Source organism: Rhodococcus sp. F64268 (genome assembly GCF_023015605.1).
Taxonomy (GTDB): domain Bacteria; phylum Actinomycetota; class Actinomycetes; order Mycobacteriales; family Mycobacteriaceae; genus Rhodococcus.
The window spans coordinates 14,101-29,494 of record NZ_JALKAI010000012.1; the positions used below are offsets into that span (position 1 = coordinate 14,101).

Annotated in this window: 14 protein-coding genes and 1 pseudogene; 7 read left to right on the plus strand and 8 right to left on the minus strand. The window is 65.9% G+C overall.

The genetic code is table 11. The features are described 5' to 3' along the window. Nucleotides 1-50 precede the first annotated feature (50 nt). Nucleotides 51-1,289, plus strand: a complete 1,239-nt coding sequence (locus MWU77_RS21690) for a Glu/Leu/Phe/Val dehydrogenase dimerization domain-containing protein (RefSeq protein ID WP_247274737.1) — start codon at nucleotides 51-53, stop codon at nucleotides 1,287-1,289. A gap of 350 nt (nucleotides 1,290-1,639) precedes the next feature. Here the strand turns inward: MWU77_RS21690 and MWU77_RS21695 are convergent, their stop codons facing one another. Then, nucleotides 1,640-2,872 carry an HNH endonuclease signature motif containing protein gene (locus MWU77_RS21695; protein WP_247274738.1) on the minus strand — a complete coding sequence of 411 codons (1,233 nt, stop codon included), beginning with the start codon at nucleotides 2,870-2,872 and terminating at the stop codon, nucleotides 1,640-1,642. A 102-nt stretch (nucleotides 2,873-2,974) separates the two neighbouring features. Between MWU77_RS21695 and MWU77_RS21700 the strand changes: the two are divergent. The 3 genes and pseudogenes from MWU77_RS21700 to MWU77_RS21710 all read left to right on the plus strand — a co-directional run. Further along, nucleotides 2,975-3,085: pseudogene (locus MWU77_RS21700) on the plus strand (cytochrome P450); the annotation flags it as partial. A 101-nt stretch (nucleotides 3,086-3,186) separates the two neighbouring features. Further along, nucleotides 3,187-3,666 (plus strand): hotdog fold domain-containing protein, encoded by a 480-nt coding sequence (locus MWU77_RS21705; protein ID WP_247274739.1) that lies wholly within the window; start codon nucleotides 3,187-3,189, stop codon nucleotides 3,664-3,666. A gap of 211 nt (nucleotides 3,667-3,877) precedes the next feature. Beyond that, the gene (locus MWU77_RS21710; RefSeq protein ID WP_169690280.1) at nucleotides 3,878-4,522 is read left to right on the plus strand and encodes an MBL fold metallo-hydrolase; all 645 of its coding nucleotides are present in this window, start codon (nucleotides 3,878-3,880) and stop codon (nucleotides 4,520-4,522) included. A gap of 5 nt (nucleotides 4,523-4,527) precedes the next feature. On the opposite strand, the gene MWU77_RS21715 is transcribed toward MWU77_RS21710, so the two are convergent. Genes MWU77_RS21715 through MWU77_RS21725 form a run of 3 tightly spaced genes read right to left on the minus strand, consistent with a single transcriptional unit; the run spans nucleotide 4,528 to nucleotide 7,650 of the window. Continuing rightward, nucleotides 4,528-5,430, minus strand: a complete 903-nt coding sequence (locus tag MWU77_RS21715) for a macrolide 2'-phosphotransferase (RefSeq protein WP_247274740.1) — start codon at nucleotides 5,428-5,430, stop codon at nucleotides 4,528-4,530. Nucleotides 5,431-5,473: 43 nt separating this feature from the next. Then, the gene (locus tag MWU77_RS21720) at nucleotides 5,474-7,003 is read right to left on the minus strand and encodes a glycerol-3-phosphate dehydrogenase/oxidase (RefSeq protein ID WP_247274741.1); all 1,530 of its coding nucleotides are present in this window, start codon (nucleotides 7,001-7,003) and stop codon (nucleotides 5,474-5,476) included. Continuing rightward, complete coding sequence (locus MWU77_RS21725) at nucleotides 7,000-7,650, minus strand: TetR/AcrR family transcriptional regulator (protein ID WP_169690277.1); 651 nt, start codon at nucleotides 7,648-7,650, stop codon at nucleotides 7,000-7,002. The genes MWU77_RS21720 and MWU77_RS21725 overlap by 4 nt, the downstream gene beginning before the upstream one ends. Nucleotides 7,651-7,667: 17 nt before the next feature. Here MWU77_RS21725 and MWU77_RS21730 point away from each other — a divergent pair, with 17 nt between their 5' ends. Next, nucleotides 7,668-9,290: an FAD-binding oxidoreductase gene (locus MWU77_RS21730; RefSeq protein WP_247274742.1), complete on the plus strand. Its 1,623-nt coding sequence runs from the start codon at nucleotides 7,668-7,670 to the stop codon at nucleotides 9,288-9,290. Beyond that, nucleotides 9,287-10,183, plus strand: a complete 897-nt coding sequence (locus tag MWU77_RS21735) for a diacylglycerol kinase (protein WP_169690275.1) — start codon at nucleotides 9,287-9,289, stop codon at nucleotides 10,181-10,183. The genes MWU77_RS21730 and MWU77_RS21735 overlap by 4 nt, the downstream gene beginning before the upstream one ends. A gap of 23 nt (nucleotides 10,184-10,206) precedes the next feature. Here MWU77_RS21735 and MWU77_RS21740 read toward each other — a convergent pair whose 3' ends face one another. The 4 genes from MWU77_RS21740 to MWU77_RS21755 form a co-directional block, all read right to left on the minus strand. After that, the gene (locus MWU77_RS21740) at nucleotides 10,207-10,560 is read right to left on the minus strand and encodes a type II toxin-antitoxin system Phd/YefM family antitoxin (protein ID WP_247274743.1); all 354 of its coding nucleotides are present in this window, start codon (nucleotides 10,558-10,560) and stop codon (nucleotides 10,207-10,209) included. Between the two features lie 128 nt (nucleotides 10,561-10,688). Continuing rightward, nucleotides 10,689-11,972 (minus strand): competence/damage-inducible protein A, encoded by a 1,284-nt coding sequence (locus MWU77_RS21745; protein WP_247274744.1) that lies wholly within the window; start codon nucleotides 11,970-11,972, stop codon nucleotides 10,689-10,691. A gap of 193 nt (nucleotides 11,973-12,165) precedes the next feature. Continuing rightward, the gene (locus MWU77_RS21750; protein WP_247274745.1) at nucleotides 12,166-12,852 is read right to left on the minus strand and encodes a GntR family transcriptional regulator; all 687 of its coding nucleotides are present in this window, start codon (nucleotides 12,850-12,852) and stop codon (nucleotides 12,166-12,168) included. Nucleotides 12,853-12,934: 82 nt separating this feature from the next. After that, nucleotides 12,935-14,245 carry an MFS transporter gene (locus tag MWU77_RS21755; RefSeq protein ID WP_247274746.1) on the minus strand — a complete coding sequence of 437 codons (1,311 nt, stop codon included), beginning with the start codon at nucleotides 14,243-14,245 and terminating at the stop codon, nucleotides 12,935-12,937. 150 nt (nucleotides 14,246-14,395) lie between these two features. Here MWU77_RS21755 and dapA point away from each other — a divergent pair, with 150 nt between their 5' ends. Further along, nucleotides 14,396-15,301, plus strand: coding sequence for a 4-hydroxy-tetrahydrodipicolinate synthase (dapA, locus tag MWU77_RS21760; RefSeq protein WP_247274747.1), 906 nt, complete (start codon nucleotides 14,396-14,398; stop codon nucleotides 15,299-15,301). The last annotated feature ends 93 nt before the right edge of the window (nucleotides 15,302-15,394 follow it).

Genomic DNA, 15,394 nt, shown 5'->3' on the forward strand with positions numbered 1-15,394 from the left:
CGAACATCTGCGGTGCCGACAACCTTCTGAGCATGAATGGGGTGACTCGGGTGACCACAACAATGGAACGCGGATTCGGGGCAGGCCCGGACGACCGAGAAACTGGCAACCGTGAGCCACTGTTGCGCATGACCTGGACCGACCCTCTCACCGGAGCTCACGGCTACCTCGTCGTGCACACTTCGGTCTCCGGCATGTCGACCGGGGGTACCCGCATGCGGGCGGGCTGCACGATGTCGGAGGTCGAGGATCTGGCCAGGGGCATGGCAGCGAAGACCGCCGTGTTCGACCTACCGGTCGGCGGTGCGAAAGGTGGCATCGATTTCGACCCGAAGGATCCTCGCGCTGTCGGGGTTCTCGAACGGTTCTGCCAGGCGATGCGGCCGTGGCTCGATACCCACTGGGTGACCGCTGAGGATCTCGGGGTGCCCCAGCACCTCCTCGACGAAGTCTTCGGGAGGCTCGGCCTGCAACAGTCCTATCACGCGGCGATCGGGCGGTCGGCGGACCCGGAGCGGACGCTGCGCCGGGTTCACGACGCGTTGAACGCCCCGGTCCCCGGTGGTTTTCTGCTCGGCGATGTGGTCGGCGGTTACGGTGTCGCGCAGGCCTGCATCGGCACGATGCACGCCCAGGGCTGGGTTCCGTCCGAGACCACGGTGGCGATCCAGGGTGTCGGCACCATGGGCGGCGGCGCCGCCTGGTACCTGCATGAAGCCGGCGTACGCGTGATAGCTGTCGCTGATGCCCTCGGCACGTTGTACTGCGCTGATGGAGTGGACGTTCCGGCGTTGCTCGCTCTGCGAGACGGATACGGCGAAATCGACAGGTCCCGCGTTCCGCCGAGTGTGCAGCAATGGCCGGTCGGGGCCGTGATCGGTGTTGCGGCAGATATTTTCGTGCCTGCCGCGATCTCTTACGCGATCACCACCGACAACGTCGACCAGGTTGCGGCGAAGGTCGTGATCGAAGCAGCCAACGCCGCAACCACACCGGAAGCCGAGACGGTCCTCACCGGCCGGGGTATTCCCGTCGTACCGGACTTCGTCGCCAATTCCGGTGCCGTTGCGTGGGCGTGGTGGGTGCTGCTCGGTCACGTCGGTGTGGACCCCGATGACTCGTTCCTGCGCTTGCGGACCGAAATGCTGGCCAAGGTCGCGATACTGCTCGAACGGTGGGTCCTGTACGGAGCGGCGCCGCGTCGGACCGCGTGGGAACTGGTTGCGGCGCACCACAGTGCGTCGGTGCCTGCTGATCCCCTCGCGGTGCAGGTGCTCACCATCCCGTGAACGGTGCGTGTGCTTTCGGCTGGAAGGCTGTGCCGGTTGGGAGCAGGTTACCGATCAGGACGGTTGCCGGTATCGCGCGGCTCGGGTAGAGCAGCAGCCGAGCTGAAGCTGGGCATCATCGTGGAGTGGACATCGAGTCCTGGCAGATGCTCGGGGTTCCGCACCGAACCAGATGGTGACGGCGAAGGCGCTGCAGCAAGAGGACATTCGGGCGGCACCGCTGGTCCATGGGCGTGGGTCGTGGATCCGCGCTCGAGGGTATCTCGTCGGCCCCGTGTCCTGGCACGTACCGCTGCCAGGGCACACGGGCGCCCTGGTGACGGTGGCTGTCTTCGTGTTCTGTTGCCGAACTACGCGACCAGATCCGGCCGGTTCCCCGGAATCGGCGTGCGGAACAGATCCACACTCGCCGGCGGAATGAACTGCGGACGACGCTCCTCGGTCACCTCGACGTCCCAACCGGTGTGATGCATCAATCGGTGATGATGCCCGCACAGGAGCACCAGGTTGTCGAGGTCGGTGCTACCACCATCGACCCAATGATCGATGTGATGGGCATCGGACCACGCCGGGGGTGTGGTGCACCCCGGAAAGGCGCATCCGCCGTCGCTGACCGCGAGGGCGCGTCGCTGCGCCGTGGTCGCGGACCGATACGTGCGTCCGTGTGCGAGGGGTACTCCGTGGTCGTCGAGCAGGATGCGGGTGATCTGGCAGTCGCAGGCGAGCATCCGGGCGGTGTCGAGGGAGAGTGGTCCGGCCCAGGGTTCGGTGGCGTAGCCGTGTTCGGGGCTGTGGGTGAGCAGTTCTTTCGCCGCAGCGGTGGAGGTGAGGTCGTGGATCGAGGCGGTGATCGACAGGTGTGGTTTCACGCCGCCTTCGACCGGAACGAGTCCGGTGGTCTCGATGTGACGCAGCAACTGCTCGAATGCGTCGGCGGAGCGTTTCGACGCGGGCCGGTCGTCTTTGATGCCGTTCTTCTCGGGGCGGGGTGCTGCCAGGGGTGAGAGTAGGTGCCGAAGGCGTGCGCCGGTGACCGCGTCGAGGTCGGCTTTGACGACGATGCGTCCGTGCAGTGTGGTGGAGACGAACAGTGCGTTGCGGTCGGTGTCTTCGCCCGGTGGTGGTCCGTCGCCGGTGCCGAACAGGGTTTCGAGTTTACGAATGACCGCACGCACAGTGGCTTTCGACGCGACGGTTCGGCAGGCGTGGTCGAGCAGGATGGTGCGGGCTTTCGTGAAGTCGCAGGGGTTCATGGTCTTGGGGTAGTGCTGGCAGAAGTAGGCGATCTGTCGGGCTTTCTCGGCGTCGAGCGCGCCTGATGAGTAGGCGGCGTGGACTTCGGGTTCGAGTCGTAGGAGTTGCGCGAGTGACGCGATGCGCTGGCATTCGCCGATTTCGAGGTGTGTGGCTGCGGCGAGCCAGTGTGCGGGGCTGCGGTAGCCGTGTGCTTTGACGGTGTCGCGTTCGATCATCGCGATGATCAGGTCCACCCGTTGCACTTGTTGGGCATGGATTTCGGCGGAGATGGCGAGTGTCTCGGCCATCAGTTGTGTGTCGTTGAGTTTCCATAGTTCCCCACCCATGGAGACACTGTATAGAACAAACATTCGAAGCGCAAGGTATAAAGAACAGACGTTCGATTTCTGTGGAGACGTCTCCATTTCGGTTGCGGGGCGAGTCGGGTGTCCTACAAACCCACCGGAGTCGGGGCGCGGGCCTGTATCGGAAGGCAGTTCGCCCTGCATGAGGTGGTGCTCGCGCTCGCTCGAATCCTCATGCGGTTCGACCTAATGCCCACTGCCGATAACGCCCGCAACGGCCGTCAGCGTTACTGCTCGGTTCGCCGACTCGCTTCGTCGCCACCTTGCCATTTCTTACTTTGGAGTAAGGTGACGGCATGCAACCTGCGGTGACGTCGACATACCGAACCTGGCTGAAGCTGCCGCGCAATGCCGTGGGCTCCCTACTCTTCTCGGCGGGGATGTGCGTGCGCGTCCCCTTCTTTGCGACGGTGCTACCCCGTGTCACCGCGCTCGAGCCGGGTCGCTGTGAGGTGCGAGCCCCGAAATGGTGGGGCGTGCACAACCATCTCGGTACCTTCCACGCGATCGCCGCATGCAACCTCGCCGAAGCGGCCATGGGAATGCTCGCCGAGGCGACAGTGCCCTCGACGCATCGGTGGATCCCGAAGGCCATGTCCACCCAGTACCTCGCCAAGGCAGAATCCGGTCTTCGGGCGGTAGCCGAACTCGACTCGCTCCCGGATTTCGCGTCCATCACCGAAGGGATGGAACTCGTTGTCCCCGTGCGGGTTTATGACACCTCAGGAACCGAGGTCGTACACGCGGACATCACAACCTGGGTCACACCGCGCTGACTCGTCTCGGCACGACCGCGCTGTTCGACCGCAATCGGACCATGAACGAATGGGTGTCCCTGCCTGTCGACGATGATGACCTCGACGCAACGCTCGCGGCGAGTTCCCTTCGGCTGCGGCGGAGGCCGCGTCCGCGTGAGCCTTGACCTCGAGTGGACTCGAGGTTGCACCGTTGAATCGTGGCTCGACACGACAACGAGGAGGAACCACGATGCGACAAGTTCTGCCTGATCTGTGGGAAACAGAACAAGACAATCCGTTTCCCGGCCTGACCACCCATGCCTACCTGTGGACGGGAAACACCAACCTGCTGTTCTACTCGGTCGCCGGTGAGACCGACTTCGCCGAGTTGGAGCGACGAGGCGGATTCACTGATCAGTATCTGTCTCATCAGGACGAAGCGGGCCCGATGCTCGGCAGGATAGCCGAGCGGTTCGGTGCGAAGCTGCACGCACCCGCGGCGGAAGCCGACCTGATCGGCCGGCACGCACGCATCGACGTCCCGCTGACGGACCGGCACACCGATGGCAATGGGGTGGAAGTGATCCCGACGCCCGGGCACACCGTGGGGAGCGTCTGCTATCTGGTTCCCGGCGCGGACGGAGCCCGCTACCTGTTCACCGGCGACACCCTGTTCGTCGGTGCGTCGGGAGAATGGACGGCTGGTTACATCGAGGGCTACAGCAACGCCCGCACGCTGGCCGAAAGCTTGCGGTTGCTGGGCACGTTCACGCCGGATGTGGTGATCTCGAGTGCGTTTCCCAGCGAGTCGGCGGTACATCGGATCGACCACCAGCAGTGGCAGGCCCACCTCGAACAGGCGCGGGTCGGGCTGTCCGGCGCCGTGACGCGCTGAGATCGTCAGGCCGGGTTCAGCATGGCGGCTGCCGATGCGAGATCGGATTGGGCTCCGGTGGTCAGGGCGTAGAGGGCGTATCCGATGGGGGACGCATCCCACAGATGTCCGGCCTGGGCTGCGAGCCCGGGGTGGGGGCGTCCTCCAGCGGCAGCGTAGGCGTCGATGGTGGCGTGCAGCATCTCCTCACCGGCCGCACCGTATTGGGCGGCCAGGTCGCGGGCCGGGTCGTCGACGCGAGCGGTGGTCCAGTCCAGGACCCCGGTGATCGCGCCGTCCTCGTCGAGCAGGACGTGCGCGGGGTAGATCTCGCCGTGTGTCATGACGGTGTCGTTGGGCCAGCAGATGTCGTCCTCGAGCCAGGTTCGCCACGCCCGGCTCAGAGCAGGCGCGACGGTGAAAGCCGTGTTCACCCGCTCGATATCGTCTCGCCACGCCTGGCGTACCCGGGCGGGACTGCGTACCTCGACGCTTGCGGCCTCGGCCTGGTGCGCGCCGATCGAGTGCAGGCGGGCCAACAGACGTCCCAGCCGCTGGGCATAGTCGGGGCTGGCGGGATCGATGTGCCAGACGGGTTCTCCGCTGCCGGTGAGAGTCAATCCGGGTGCGCCGGGCAGGGCACGGTAGGCGATCAGCTCAGGCGTGCGGATCTGCCAGTGTGGGACGGCGATACCGTCCTGGGACAGAACGGGGGAGACCAGGTCGAGGATACGCATCTCGGTGGTCATGCCTGCCGAGACATCGTTTCGGCGGGGTACGCGCAGTACCCAGCGCTGCCCGGTGTCGTCGGTGGCCATGACAACGCGGTAGTCCAGACCCGCCTCGTTGACTGTGGCATCCGCAGCGGACAGGTGTAGTCCGTGCGCAGCGGCGAGCGAGATGGCGTCGGAGACGTCGAAGGTGGTCATGGGACCCACGATTTCATCTCTGGCTAGGCCGGGGCCAACGGTTTCACTCGAATGCTGCGGAGACCGCGTCCTCGGCAAGCGCGCGATCCTCCGGAACCAACCCGATTCGGGTGCGACGATCGAGTACGTCGTCGACGTCGAGTGCGCCTTCGTGGCTCACCGCGAACTGCACTTCTGCTCGTGTGACGTCGAGTCCGGGTGCGATCGGCGCCATGTGAGTGCGATCAGCGGCGACGATTGCTGCCTCGGTTCCGTAGCGCTGCACCAGCATCTGCGGCGCGTGCACCGTGCGCAGCGCGGCGGAATGTGCAGCACCCACCACCGGCAAGTGCCGGGTACGGCACGGTCGCGCAGTCATGCCCGCCACCTCGAGCGCTGTGTCGACGGCATCCTCGGCCATCTTCCGGTAGGTGGTGAGCTTGCCGCCGACGATGCCGATCGGTCTGCCCTCGGCCCTGATGACCGCGTGCTTGCGCGACAAGTCGGCCGTCGCGCGCCCACCGTCGGAGGTGACGGTGTCGAGCAGCGGGCGGAGCCCGGCAAAGGACGCGAGCACGTCGTTTCGGGTCAGTGGTCTGGCCAGTGCCGTGTTGACCGTGTCGAGCAGGAAATCGATCTCCCCGTCGGTGGCGCGCGGGACGTCCGGTAACTCGCCCGCGGCGTCCTCGTCGGTCAGCCCGAGGTAGACGCGGCCGAGTTGTGCGGGGAGAGCGAACACGAACCTGTTGCGCTCGCCCGGGATCGGCACCGTGAGTGCGGCGGTCGGGTTCCCGAGTGCTGCCGCGTCGAGCACGATATGGGTACCGCGGCTGGGGCGCAGCCGGATGGTGGGATCGACCCGACCGGCCCACACCCCGGCAGCATTCACCACGGCGCGGGCCCGGATGTGCAGGTCGTTGCCCGTGAGGGTGTCGCGGAGCGTGGCACTGTCGGCGGTGACGTCGCGGGCGTCCACACGGGTGAGGATGCGCGCACCGTACGCCGCAGCGGTGCGCGCCAGCGCGACAACGAACCGGGCGTCGTCGATGAGCTGACCGTCGTAGGCGAGGAGACCGCCGCGGAGCCCGGCGCGCCGGACGGCCGGTGCGAGCTCTGCGGTGCGCTGCGCGCTGACACGCCGGGATCGTGACAGGACGGTCGACGGTGTTCCTGCGGCGGCGCGCAACGCGTCACCGGCGAGAAACCCGGTGCGGACCAAGGCGGCTTCGGCGGCCCCTACGGACGGCAGGAGCGGGACGAGCTGGGGAAGTGGCCGCACGAGATGCGGTGCGGTGCGCGTCATCACGATGTTGCGTTCGACAGCACTTTCCCGAGCAATACGAACGTTTGCGGATGCGAGATAGCGCAGTCCGCCGTGTACGAGCTTCGAACTCCAACGGCTGGTGCCGAACGCGAGATCGTGGCGTTCGGCGAGTACGACGCTCAGCCCTCGGCTGGCAGCGTCGAGGGCGACACCGGCGCCGGTGACGCCGCCGCCGATGACGAGCAGGTCGACGGCAGGTTGCTCACCGAGCTGTTCGAGCTCGCGACTGCGGCGGACGGCATTGAGCGAGCTCGGCCCGGTGGGGGTCATCGCGGGTGCCTTTCCGAGGGCGCGAGATAGCAGTCGATGGCGTGGCCGAGTTCGTCGAGCAACGCTCGGTGGCCGACCACCTCACTGATCATGCGAACGGATTGCACCGTCGATTGGGCGGTGAGCAGTACGAATGCCGCGAGCGTGTGAGGATCGCCGCCGCGGATGGAGCCATCGCTCTGGCCTTGCGTGATCGCTAAGACGAGGACGTCGAGGATGGCGCGTTGGCTGGTACCGAGCCGGTCGACGATGTACGTGATGAACACTTCCGGGTCCGTGCGCAGGATCTTCTCGAAGATCGGATGGGTACCGATGTCGTGGGCGGCGGTGACGACTGCCGAGACGAGGAGGGGGCGGGTAGGCCCGACGCCGTGTGTATCGGGAAGTGCGGCACGGATCTCCCGGGTGAGCAGGTCGGCGAGTACCGAGTCCGTGTCCGGCCACCGGCGGTAGACGGTGGGTCGGCTGACGCCGGCGCGTCGAGCGATCTCGGCGAGAGTGGTGCGCCGTAGTCCGAAGTCGAGCAAGCAGGAGCGCGCGGCGTCGAGGATCTTGTTCTCGATGCTGTCGCCGGGTTGCTCCGAATCGGTCGACAGTGGGTGCCGTGACGGCGCATCACCGAATGTGTCGTTACGAACAGGCGTCATGTGTAAAACTGTAACGCATGACTGAAGGTTTCAGGCCCCATCGACCCGCTCAGTTCGCTCCGGAGATGGAGTGGAACGCATGGGGTACTGCCGAACACCGAACTGAATTGGGCGTCGAGGTGCGCACCCTGCTCGAACAAGCGCTCGGAGTACACCCCCGACGGAACTCGCTCGCCGAATCCGACGTCCGGCTCACCCCGACCCGACTTGCCTCGGAGCATCGATCCGGCCTCGTTCGTCTTCTCGGCGCCGAGCATGTCCTCGACGACGACGCCACACGCCTGCGGCATGCAGGCGGAAAAAGCACGCTGGACCTGTTGCGTCGGCAAGGAACCGATCCGCAAGCAGCACCCGACGCAGTGGTCCTGCCCGCCGACCACGAGGAAGTCCTGAGCATTCTGAAATATTGTGCAGCACAGTCGATCGCGGTTGTTCCGTTCGGCGGCGGCACCAGTGTGGTCGGGGGAGTCGATCCGGATACCGGCCGCTTGTCCGCGGTCATCGCGGTGGATCTGCGTCGATTGAACGCCCTCACCGATCTCGACCCGGTCTCCCGTGTCGCCACAATGCACGCGGGTGTCACCGGGCCCCAGGCGGAAGAACTACTCGGCACGCACGGATTCTCGCTCGGCCACTATCCGCAGAGTTTCCGCCACGCGACCATCGGTGGATTCGCAGCAACCCGGTCCTCCGGCCAGGCCTCTGCCGGCTACGGGCGGTTCGATGACATGGTCGAACACATGACGGTAGCCACGCCCCGGGGCACCATCCGCGTCGGCCACCCGCCTGCCTCCGCAGCGGGCCCCGACCTGCGGCAACTCTTTCTCGGATCCGAAGGAACATTGGGGATCATCACGGAGGTCGGCGTACGTATTCATCCCATCCCCGCGGTGATCGAGCATCGGGCCTGGAAGTTCCCGGACTTCGTGACCGGCGCCGACGCCCTTCGAACACTCGTCCAGAGTGGACTGCCGCCGACCGTGTTACGTCTCTCGGACGAAGTCGAAACAGGCCTCAACCTGGCCTTGCACAAAGACATCGGACGTGAGAGCCCGGGCGGATGCCTCGCCGTGACCACCATCGAGGGCGACGAGCGCTACGTGCGCGACCGCGCGGCAGCCGTGCAAGCAATCCTCGGTGCCGGGGGCGGCGTCGATCTCGGAGCGGAGCCGGCCCGGCAGTGGGAGCAGGGCCGATTCGGCGCACCACACCTGCGTGACGCGCTGCTCGAGGCCGGCGCCCTCGCTGAGACACTCGAAACGGCAACGACCTGGTCGAATCTGTCGCGACTACGCACCGCGGTCACCGAGGCCCTCACCGGCGCACTCCGTAAGGGCGGCACTCCGCCGCTGGTGATGTGCCATATCTCGCACACGTATCCGGCGGGCGCATCGCTGTATTTCACCATCGTGTGCGCACAGGCCGATGACCCGGTCCGGCAATGGGCCGTGGCGAAGAAAGCGGCGACCGCGGAGATCGTTGCTGCCGGAGGAACCATCACCCACCATCACGCGGTCGGCCGCGACCACCTGCCGTGGATGACAGATGAGGTAGGCGACTGTGGTGTGGAGGTGCTCCGAGCGATCAAGAACGCGCTCGACCCGCACCACATCCTCAATCCGGGAAAGCTGATCCCGTGACCACCGGCTCGGTTGTCGTGCTGAGCAACCCGACCGCCGGCGACGACGCCTTTCGCGTCCTCGCGGAGGCCAGTGCACGATTGCGCGCGCACGGACTACGCATCGCGCACATCGCTGCCGATTCGGTCGATGAGTCGATCGCCCTCACCAGACACGCAGTCGAAGACGGTATCGACGCGGTCGTCGCGGTCGGGGGCGACGGCATCGTCTGGCAAGCGTGGCAGGCCACCGCCACCACCGGCACCCCCGTCGGGATCGTGCCCGCCGGAACCGGGAACGATCTGGCCCGTGTCCTCGGCATCCCCGACGAAGCGGGCGCAGCGGCGGACGTCGCGGCGACCGGCCACCGGCGGACCATCGATCTCGGCCGGGTCTCCGCGGACGAAGGACCGGACCAGTGGTTCGGCACCGTACTCGCCGGAGGTTTCGACGCTCTCGTCACCGACCGTGCCAACCGAATGAAATGGCCGCGCGGGCGACTGCGCTACAACGCGGCCACCATTGTCGAACTGGCGAATCTGCGGTTGCTCCCGTACCGGATCACTTTCGATGACGAACCGGCCGTCGAACTCGACGCAACGTTGGTGGCCGTCGGTAACGCCTCCACCTACGGCGGTGGAATGCGAATCGCACCGGGCGCGTTGCTCGATGACGGCCTCCTCGACGTGGTGGTGGCGACCTCGGCGAACCGCACTCGCCTTCTGCGCCTCTTCCCGACCGTGTACCGGGGCACACACGTCGACCTGCCCGAGGTGATGGTGCGCCGCGCACGACGGGTACGGCTCGAGAGCCCCGGTATCACGGTCTACGCCGACGGCGAACCGCTCCGCGCGCTGCCGGTCGAAGTCGAGGCAGTGCGCGGAGCAGGCACGGTGCTGGTGCCGCAACACTGACGTCGACCGACTCCACCGCGGATCTATCGAGCCCGTCGGCGCTTCCTGCGCTTCTTCCGTTTGTTTCTGCTCTTGGTGCTCTTGGTGCTCTTGGGAGACGGCGAGGGGGAGGTCTCTCCGGCAGGTTCGTCCTCCGCTGCCGGAGGGGCGACCATCTGCTCCTGAACCGACCGCTCCATCTCTCGTCGCAGACTGGCCATCAACTCAGGGGAACGCAGTAGGAATGAGGCCTCCTGAAGGGCGAGGTATCGCGCCTTGGAGATCAACACCGCCGTGTCCCGTTTGCCGTCGATCTCGACCGCGACCGTGTCCTTGTTGACCTTCCGAACCAGATCCCTCAGTTGCGCGCGGGCGGACTTCACCGTGATTGAGGGCACCCGCGTGAACTCCTTTCGTCTGCTCGACCGACCCGCGCATCATCCCATCGTCGGGTCGATTTCGGGCGGGAACGCGGACCCGCGTGTCAGCCCGGCGGTTCGCACTTCACAGGTCATTGCGTGCGGGTTCACTTTCGTCGGAGCTGTGCGACAACCAGATGCAGTGCGGCCGTGGTGGTGAGGTCCCGGACTCGTTCGCGGTCCCCGGGAAAGTGACGGGTGACGGTATACGTCGGTCGTCCCTCGACCGCGACACCGAAGCAGACGGTCCCCACCGGTTTGGATTCGGTGCCACCGCCGGGGCCCGCGATTCCCGTGGTCGAGACGGCGACATCGACCTGGAGGCGGTGTCGGGCGCCCTCGGCCATCGCCGCGGCGACCTGTTCGCTCACCGCGCCGTGCGAGGCGATCAACTCGGACGGTACATCGATCAGATCGGACTTCGCGGCGTTGGAGTACGAGACGACGCCGCCGGTGACATACGCCGACGACCCGGGGCGGTCGGTCAGGCGCGCGGCGACGAGCCCGCCGGTACACGATTCCGCGGTCGCGATCGACCGGCCGTCCAGGGCGTCGACCAGCTGATCGTCGATGGTCGAACCATCGGTCGAGAAGATCTGATGCCCATGGTGTTCGGTGAGAATCTGGAGGAGATGGCGGTAGATGTCCACGTCGCGGGAGTCGAACCGGGTCACCATGTCGAGTTCACCGTGTCGGAGGCAGGTAGTGATTTCGAGCCGATCGAGGCCGGCGTTTTCTGCTTCGGCCCGGCGCAGTGTCTCGGCGAGCTGCGCCTCGTGCAATCCGTAGGCGCGCACGGTTTCCTGCTGCAGATCCTCGGCTCGGGTCAGCACGTCGGCGACCGCGGGTGAGGCGATCGCGCTGCGCCACATCTGCTGTAGTTCCCCGGGTGGTCCGGGAAGGATGACAATCGTCGGGATCGGCCGGTCACCGGCTACCGGGGGGATGACCACGCCCGGTGCTGTACCGGTCGGTGGTAGCGCGGTGGCCCCGGTGGGGATCTGTGCCTGTTTGCGGATCCCGGTACGTGTCGGCCCTGCGTCGAGGTCCGGGGTGCGCGGGCGGTAGCGGCGAATGATGCCCGCGATGTGTTCTTCGAGTTCCGGGTCGAGGAGTAGTTCACGATGGCAGAACTCGGCGATGGTAGCGACGGTGAGGTCGTCCGCGGTGGGTCCGAGCCCACCGCTGGTGACGATGAGATCGACGCCCTGATCGGTGAGAAAGCGTAGTTGTGCGATCAGGTCGGCGGGCCGGTCGCCACAGATCATGATGTGGGCGACGTCGACTCCGAGTGTCAGGAGCTGTCGGGACAGCCATGGCCCGTTCTGGTCGGTGATCCGGTTGGTGAGTACTTCGGTTCCGGTCACGATGATTCCTGCACGCACGCTCACGCGGTCGAGCCTAGTCAGTTCGCACGAGCTGCGAGCCGACGGTTCACCTGTCGCTGAACTCCTCCCTCGTCGCATGCTCGGTCGGAAGGGCGTAGCTCGGCCGCGGTTTTCCCCGCAATCTCTTCCAGTGACTGCCACGCCTTATAGCGGAAGGTGTTGCCGGGTCCGGCAACGTCGAACAGGGGCTTGTTCTTCACTTCCGGATCGAAGGAGTGAACTCGCTCAGCCCCCGGCGCACCGAGGAGGGAGGTGCATTCTCGGCGATGTGGTCGCGTAGAACTTCGGCGAACGCCGCTGTGTCACCTGTGCGGAGATGCTCGGTGAGGGTTTGGTGCTCGGCGATGATCTCGGCGCACCGGGCAAGCAGGTGGTCTCCGGTGGCGAAAAGCAAGAAACGATGCCGGTCGGAGAGACGTTCGTAGAGTTCGATCAGCACGGTGTTGCCGCCGGCTTCGACGAACCCCTTGTGGAATCCGAGCGTGAGGTCGATGAATCGACGAACATCGCTGTTCGCAAATGCTTTGCGTTGTTCCTCGATGGACTCTTCGAGACGCTCGGCGAGGCGTCGACGAAGCTCGTCCGGGGCCCTGTCCACCGCCGTCGTCTCGATCACGAAGCGGGCATCGGCGAGTTCCGCGACGGTGCGCTCGCTGAGCCCTTGGACGAGGGCGCCTCGCTTGGGATAGATGGTGATCCATCCTTCGTCCTGAAGACGAGCCAACGCGACCCGCACGGGTGTGCGACTGACTCCCAGGGCTGCCGCGAGCGACGCTTCGCCGAGCATCGTCCCGGGGGAGTGGGTGCCGTCGAGAATGTGGTCGCGGATCACCTGGTAGGCGCGCTCGGCGGCGCTGATGCCGTCGTGTTGGTCGGCGGTCACTGGGATCTCCTCGCTCTCGACTCGAGTACGATACGGATACCACTGGTATGCACCGGCGCTGTTGTTGCTCCCGGTTTCCGTTTCACGGTGTCGTCAGTCGTTCGATACCGAGTTCTGCGTCAGCAGCCGGTACCGCCCTGCCGGGCCACTTCATCAACGGCACCGCCTTCACGGAGAAGACCAGTGTGATGAGCAGAACCCCGGTGGCCATCAGATTGATCCAGAGGAAGCCGCCCATCGCCAACACCGTGCCTGCCGTTGCTGCCATCAGCGCCCCGCCCAGGTTCATCGCCGAGTCCGATGCGCCTTGCAGTGTGACTTTCGCGTGCTGCGGCACCGAGGCTGTCAGCAGCGCCGAGCCGCCGATGAGGAACATCGACCAGCCCACACCGAGGAGAAGCAGGGCGATGGTCAGCAGGGTCATCGAGGAGGCGGAGGCCGATGCGTCGACGACGCCGAGCACGATCGTCGCAATGAAGACGACGACACCTGAAGCAATCACAGTGCCAGGCCCCCAGCGATCGGACATCCAGCCGAAGACCGGCGAGAACGCGTACATCCCGGCGATATGGATGCTCACCACGAGACCGATGGCACCGAGATCGAACTCTTGATGGTGCATGTGCACCGGAGTCATCACCATGACGTTCGTCATCATCATCTGTCCGGTGACGATGGTGACAATCGCGAACAGTGGAACCGGGCGCGCTACCACGAAACGCAGTGCGGCTCCGAGACGCAGCGGCGCCGGAGTGCCCGGGGCTCTTACTTCAGGTGCCGCACCGCCGTCGGCCGTGCCCTCGACTGTCTCGCCTTGCTTCCCGCCCGCAAGGGTCGACGCCGCCACAGCGGCCAGCGCGAAGGCAGCCATCGAGATCAGGTAGGGGCCGGCAAGTGGGTGCATCCCGAATGCTTCGCCGAGGTGTGCGCCCGGGCCGGTGAAGTTGGGGCCCAGCACGGACCCGATCGTCGTCGCCCATACCACCAGTGACATGGCTCGCCCCGTCGCGGCCGGGCCTGCAGCGTCGACCGCAGCGTAGCGGGCCTGTAGACCTGCGGCCGTGGATGATCCGCACATCATCATCCCCAGCATGAACAGCGGGAGGAATTGCACGGCCACGGCCACCAGCACTACGGCGGCCCCCAGCGTGCCCACCGCGAATCCCAAGGTGAGCGCTCGGCGACGTCCGGTCCGTGCCGCCAACGCGGCCAAGGGGTAGGCGACGAGCCCAGCGCCGAGGATCACGCTCATCTGGGCGAAGCCGGCCATCGCGGTGCGTCCCGTGATCTGTTCGGCCAGTAGGCCACCGACGGCGTATCCGGAGGCGATGCCGGCCCCGGAGAACAACTGTGCGGTGATCAGTTTGGCCTGCGTGTACCTCTGCGACGGCATCGACGCTGCCTTTCGTTTCGTCCTTCCGGCGTTTCGGAGAGGATCGATCGCGTTCGTTCGTGCGCAAGGATACATCTTGGATACAAGGTGCGTGTTGCGCGATGGCGGCGGCTGTCGGGCAGTCACCGGTCCGGCGTGCATACTGAGGCAATGACACTCTCGTCTGCACCTGAAGCGCCGTTCGGACGCGTCCTGACCGCGATGGCCACCGCCTTCACCGCGGACGGCGACGTCGACGAGGAGGCGACTGCTCGGATCGCACGGCATCTGGTCGACCACGGACACGACGGGATCGTGGTCTCGGGGACCACCGGTGAGGCGGCCACGACCACCACCGCCGAGGACGGTCGGATATTGCGTGTGGTCAAGGAGGCGGTGGGCGACCGCGTCAAGGTCGTTGCCGGGGTGGGCACCAACGACACCCGGCACACGCTGGAATTGGCGCGCCAGGCCGTCGAGTACGGCGCCGACGGGCTGTTGCTGGTCACGCCGTACTACAACAAGCCGAGTCAAGGTGGCGTACTGCACCACTTCCACACTGTCGTGGAGGCGGTCGATGCGCCCGTCATGATCTATGACATCCCGGGTCGGGCGGGCACCAAACTGGCGCCCTCGACATTCGAGACGATGGCACAGTGGCCGTCCGTGGTCGCAGTGAAGGATGCAGCCGGAGACCCCACACAGGCAATTATGTTGCGTGAGTTGGGCTATGCGGTCTACTCGGGGGATGACAGTCTGACGCTGGGATTTCTCGCGTACGGGGCGTGCGGGGTTGTTTCTGTTCTCGGCCATGTGGCGGGCGATGAGATCCGCGCGATGATCACAGCGTTCTTCTCGGGCGATGTCGAGGCGGCGCGGCAGATCAATGCCCGTCTGCAACCGGCGTTGCAGGCGGTGATGGGCGTTCCCAATTACGGCGCGACGACGGTCAAGGGCGCGCTCCAGTTGCTCGGCGTTCTGCAGAACAGGGCCGTGAGATCCCCACTTCTGGCTCTCGACGACATCGAGTACGACGCACTTCGAACGGGGCTGTCGGCTTCAGGGTTGCTGCGGTGATCTGACGATGACCGGGGGCGCACGATGCCGCAGCATCGATATCGTTGTCCCAGGTGGCGGTGGGGTGTACAGCGTTGTCGGCGATGAGCCTAT

Bases quoted from the DNA above. Each gene is read 5' to 3' on its own strand.
- MWU77_RS21695 (WP_247274738.1), bottom strand. From the start codon at position 2,872: ATGGGTGGGGAACTATGGAAACTCAACGACACACAACTGATGGCCGAG.
- MWU77_RS21705 (WP_247274739.1), top strand. From the start codon at position 3,187: ATGCAACCTGCGGTGACGTCGACATACCGAACCTGGCTGAAGCTGCCG.
- MWU77_RS21710 (WP_169690280.1), top strand. From the start codon at position 3,878: ATGCGACAAGTTCTGCCTGATCTGTGGGAAACAGAACAAGACAATCCG.
- MWU77_RS21715 (WP_247274740.1), bottom strand. From the start codon at position 5,430: ATGACCACCTTCGACGTCTCCGACGCCATCTCGCTCGCCGCTGCGCAC.
- MWU77_RS21720 (WP_247274741.1), bottom strand. From the start codon at position 7,003: ATGACCCCCACCGGGCCGAGCTCGCTCAATGCCGTCCGCCGCAGTCGC.
- MWU77_RS21725 (WP_169690277.1), bottom strand. From the start codon at position 7,650: ATGACGCCTGTTCGTAACGACACATTCGGTGATGCGCCGTCACGGCAC.
- MWU77_RS21730 (WP_247274742.1), top strand. From the start codon at position 7,668: ATGACTGAAGGTTTCAGGCCCCATCGACCCGCTCAGTTCGCTCCGGAG.
- MWU77_RS21755 (WP_247274746.1), bottom strand. From the start codon at position 14,245: ATGCCGTCGCAGAGGTACACGCAGGCCAAACTGATCACCGCACAGTTG.
- dapA (WP_247274747.1), top strand. From the start codon at position 14,396: ATGACACTCTCGTCTGCACCTGAAGCGCCGTTCGGACGCGTCCTGACC.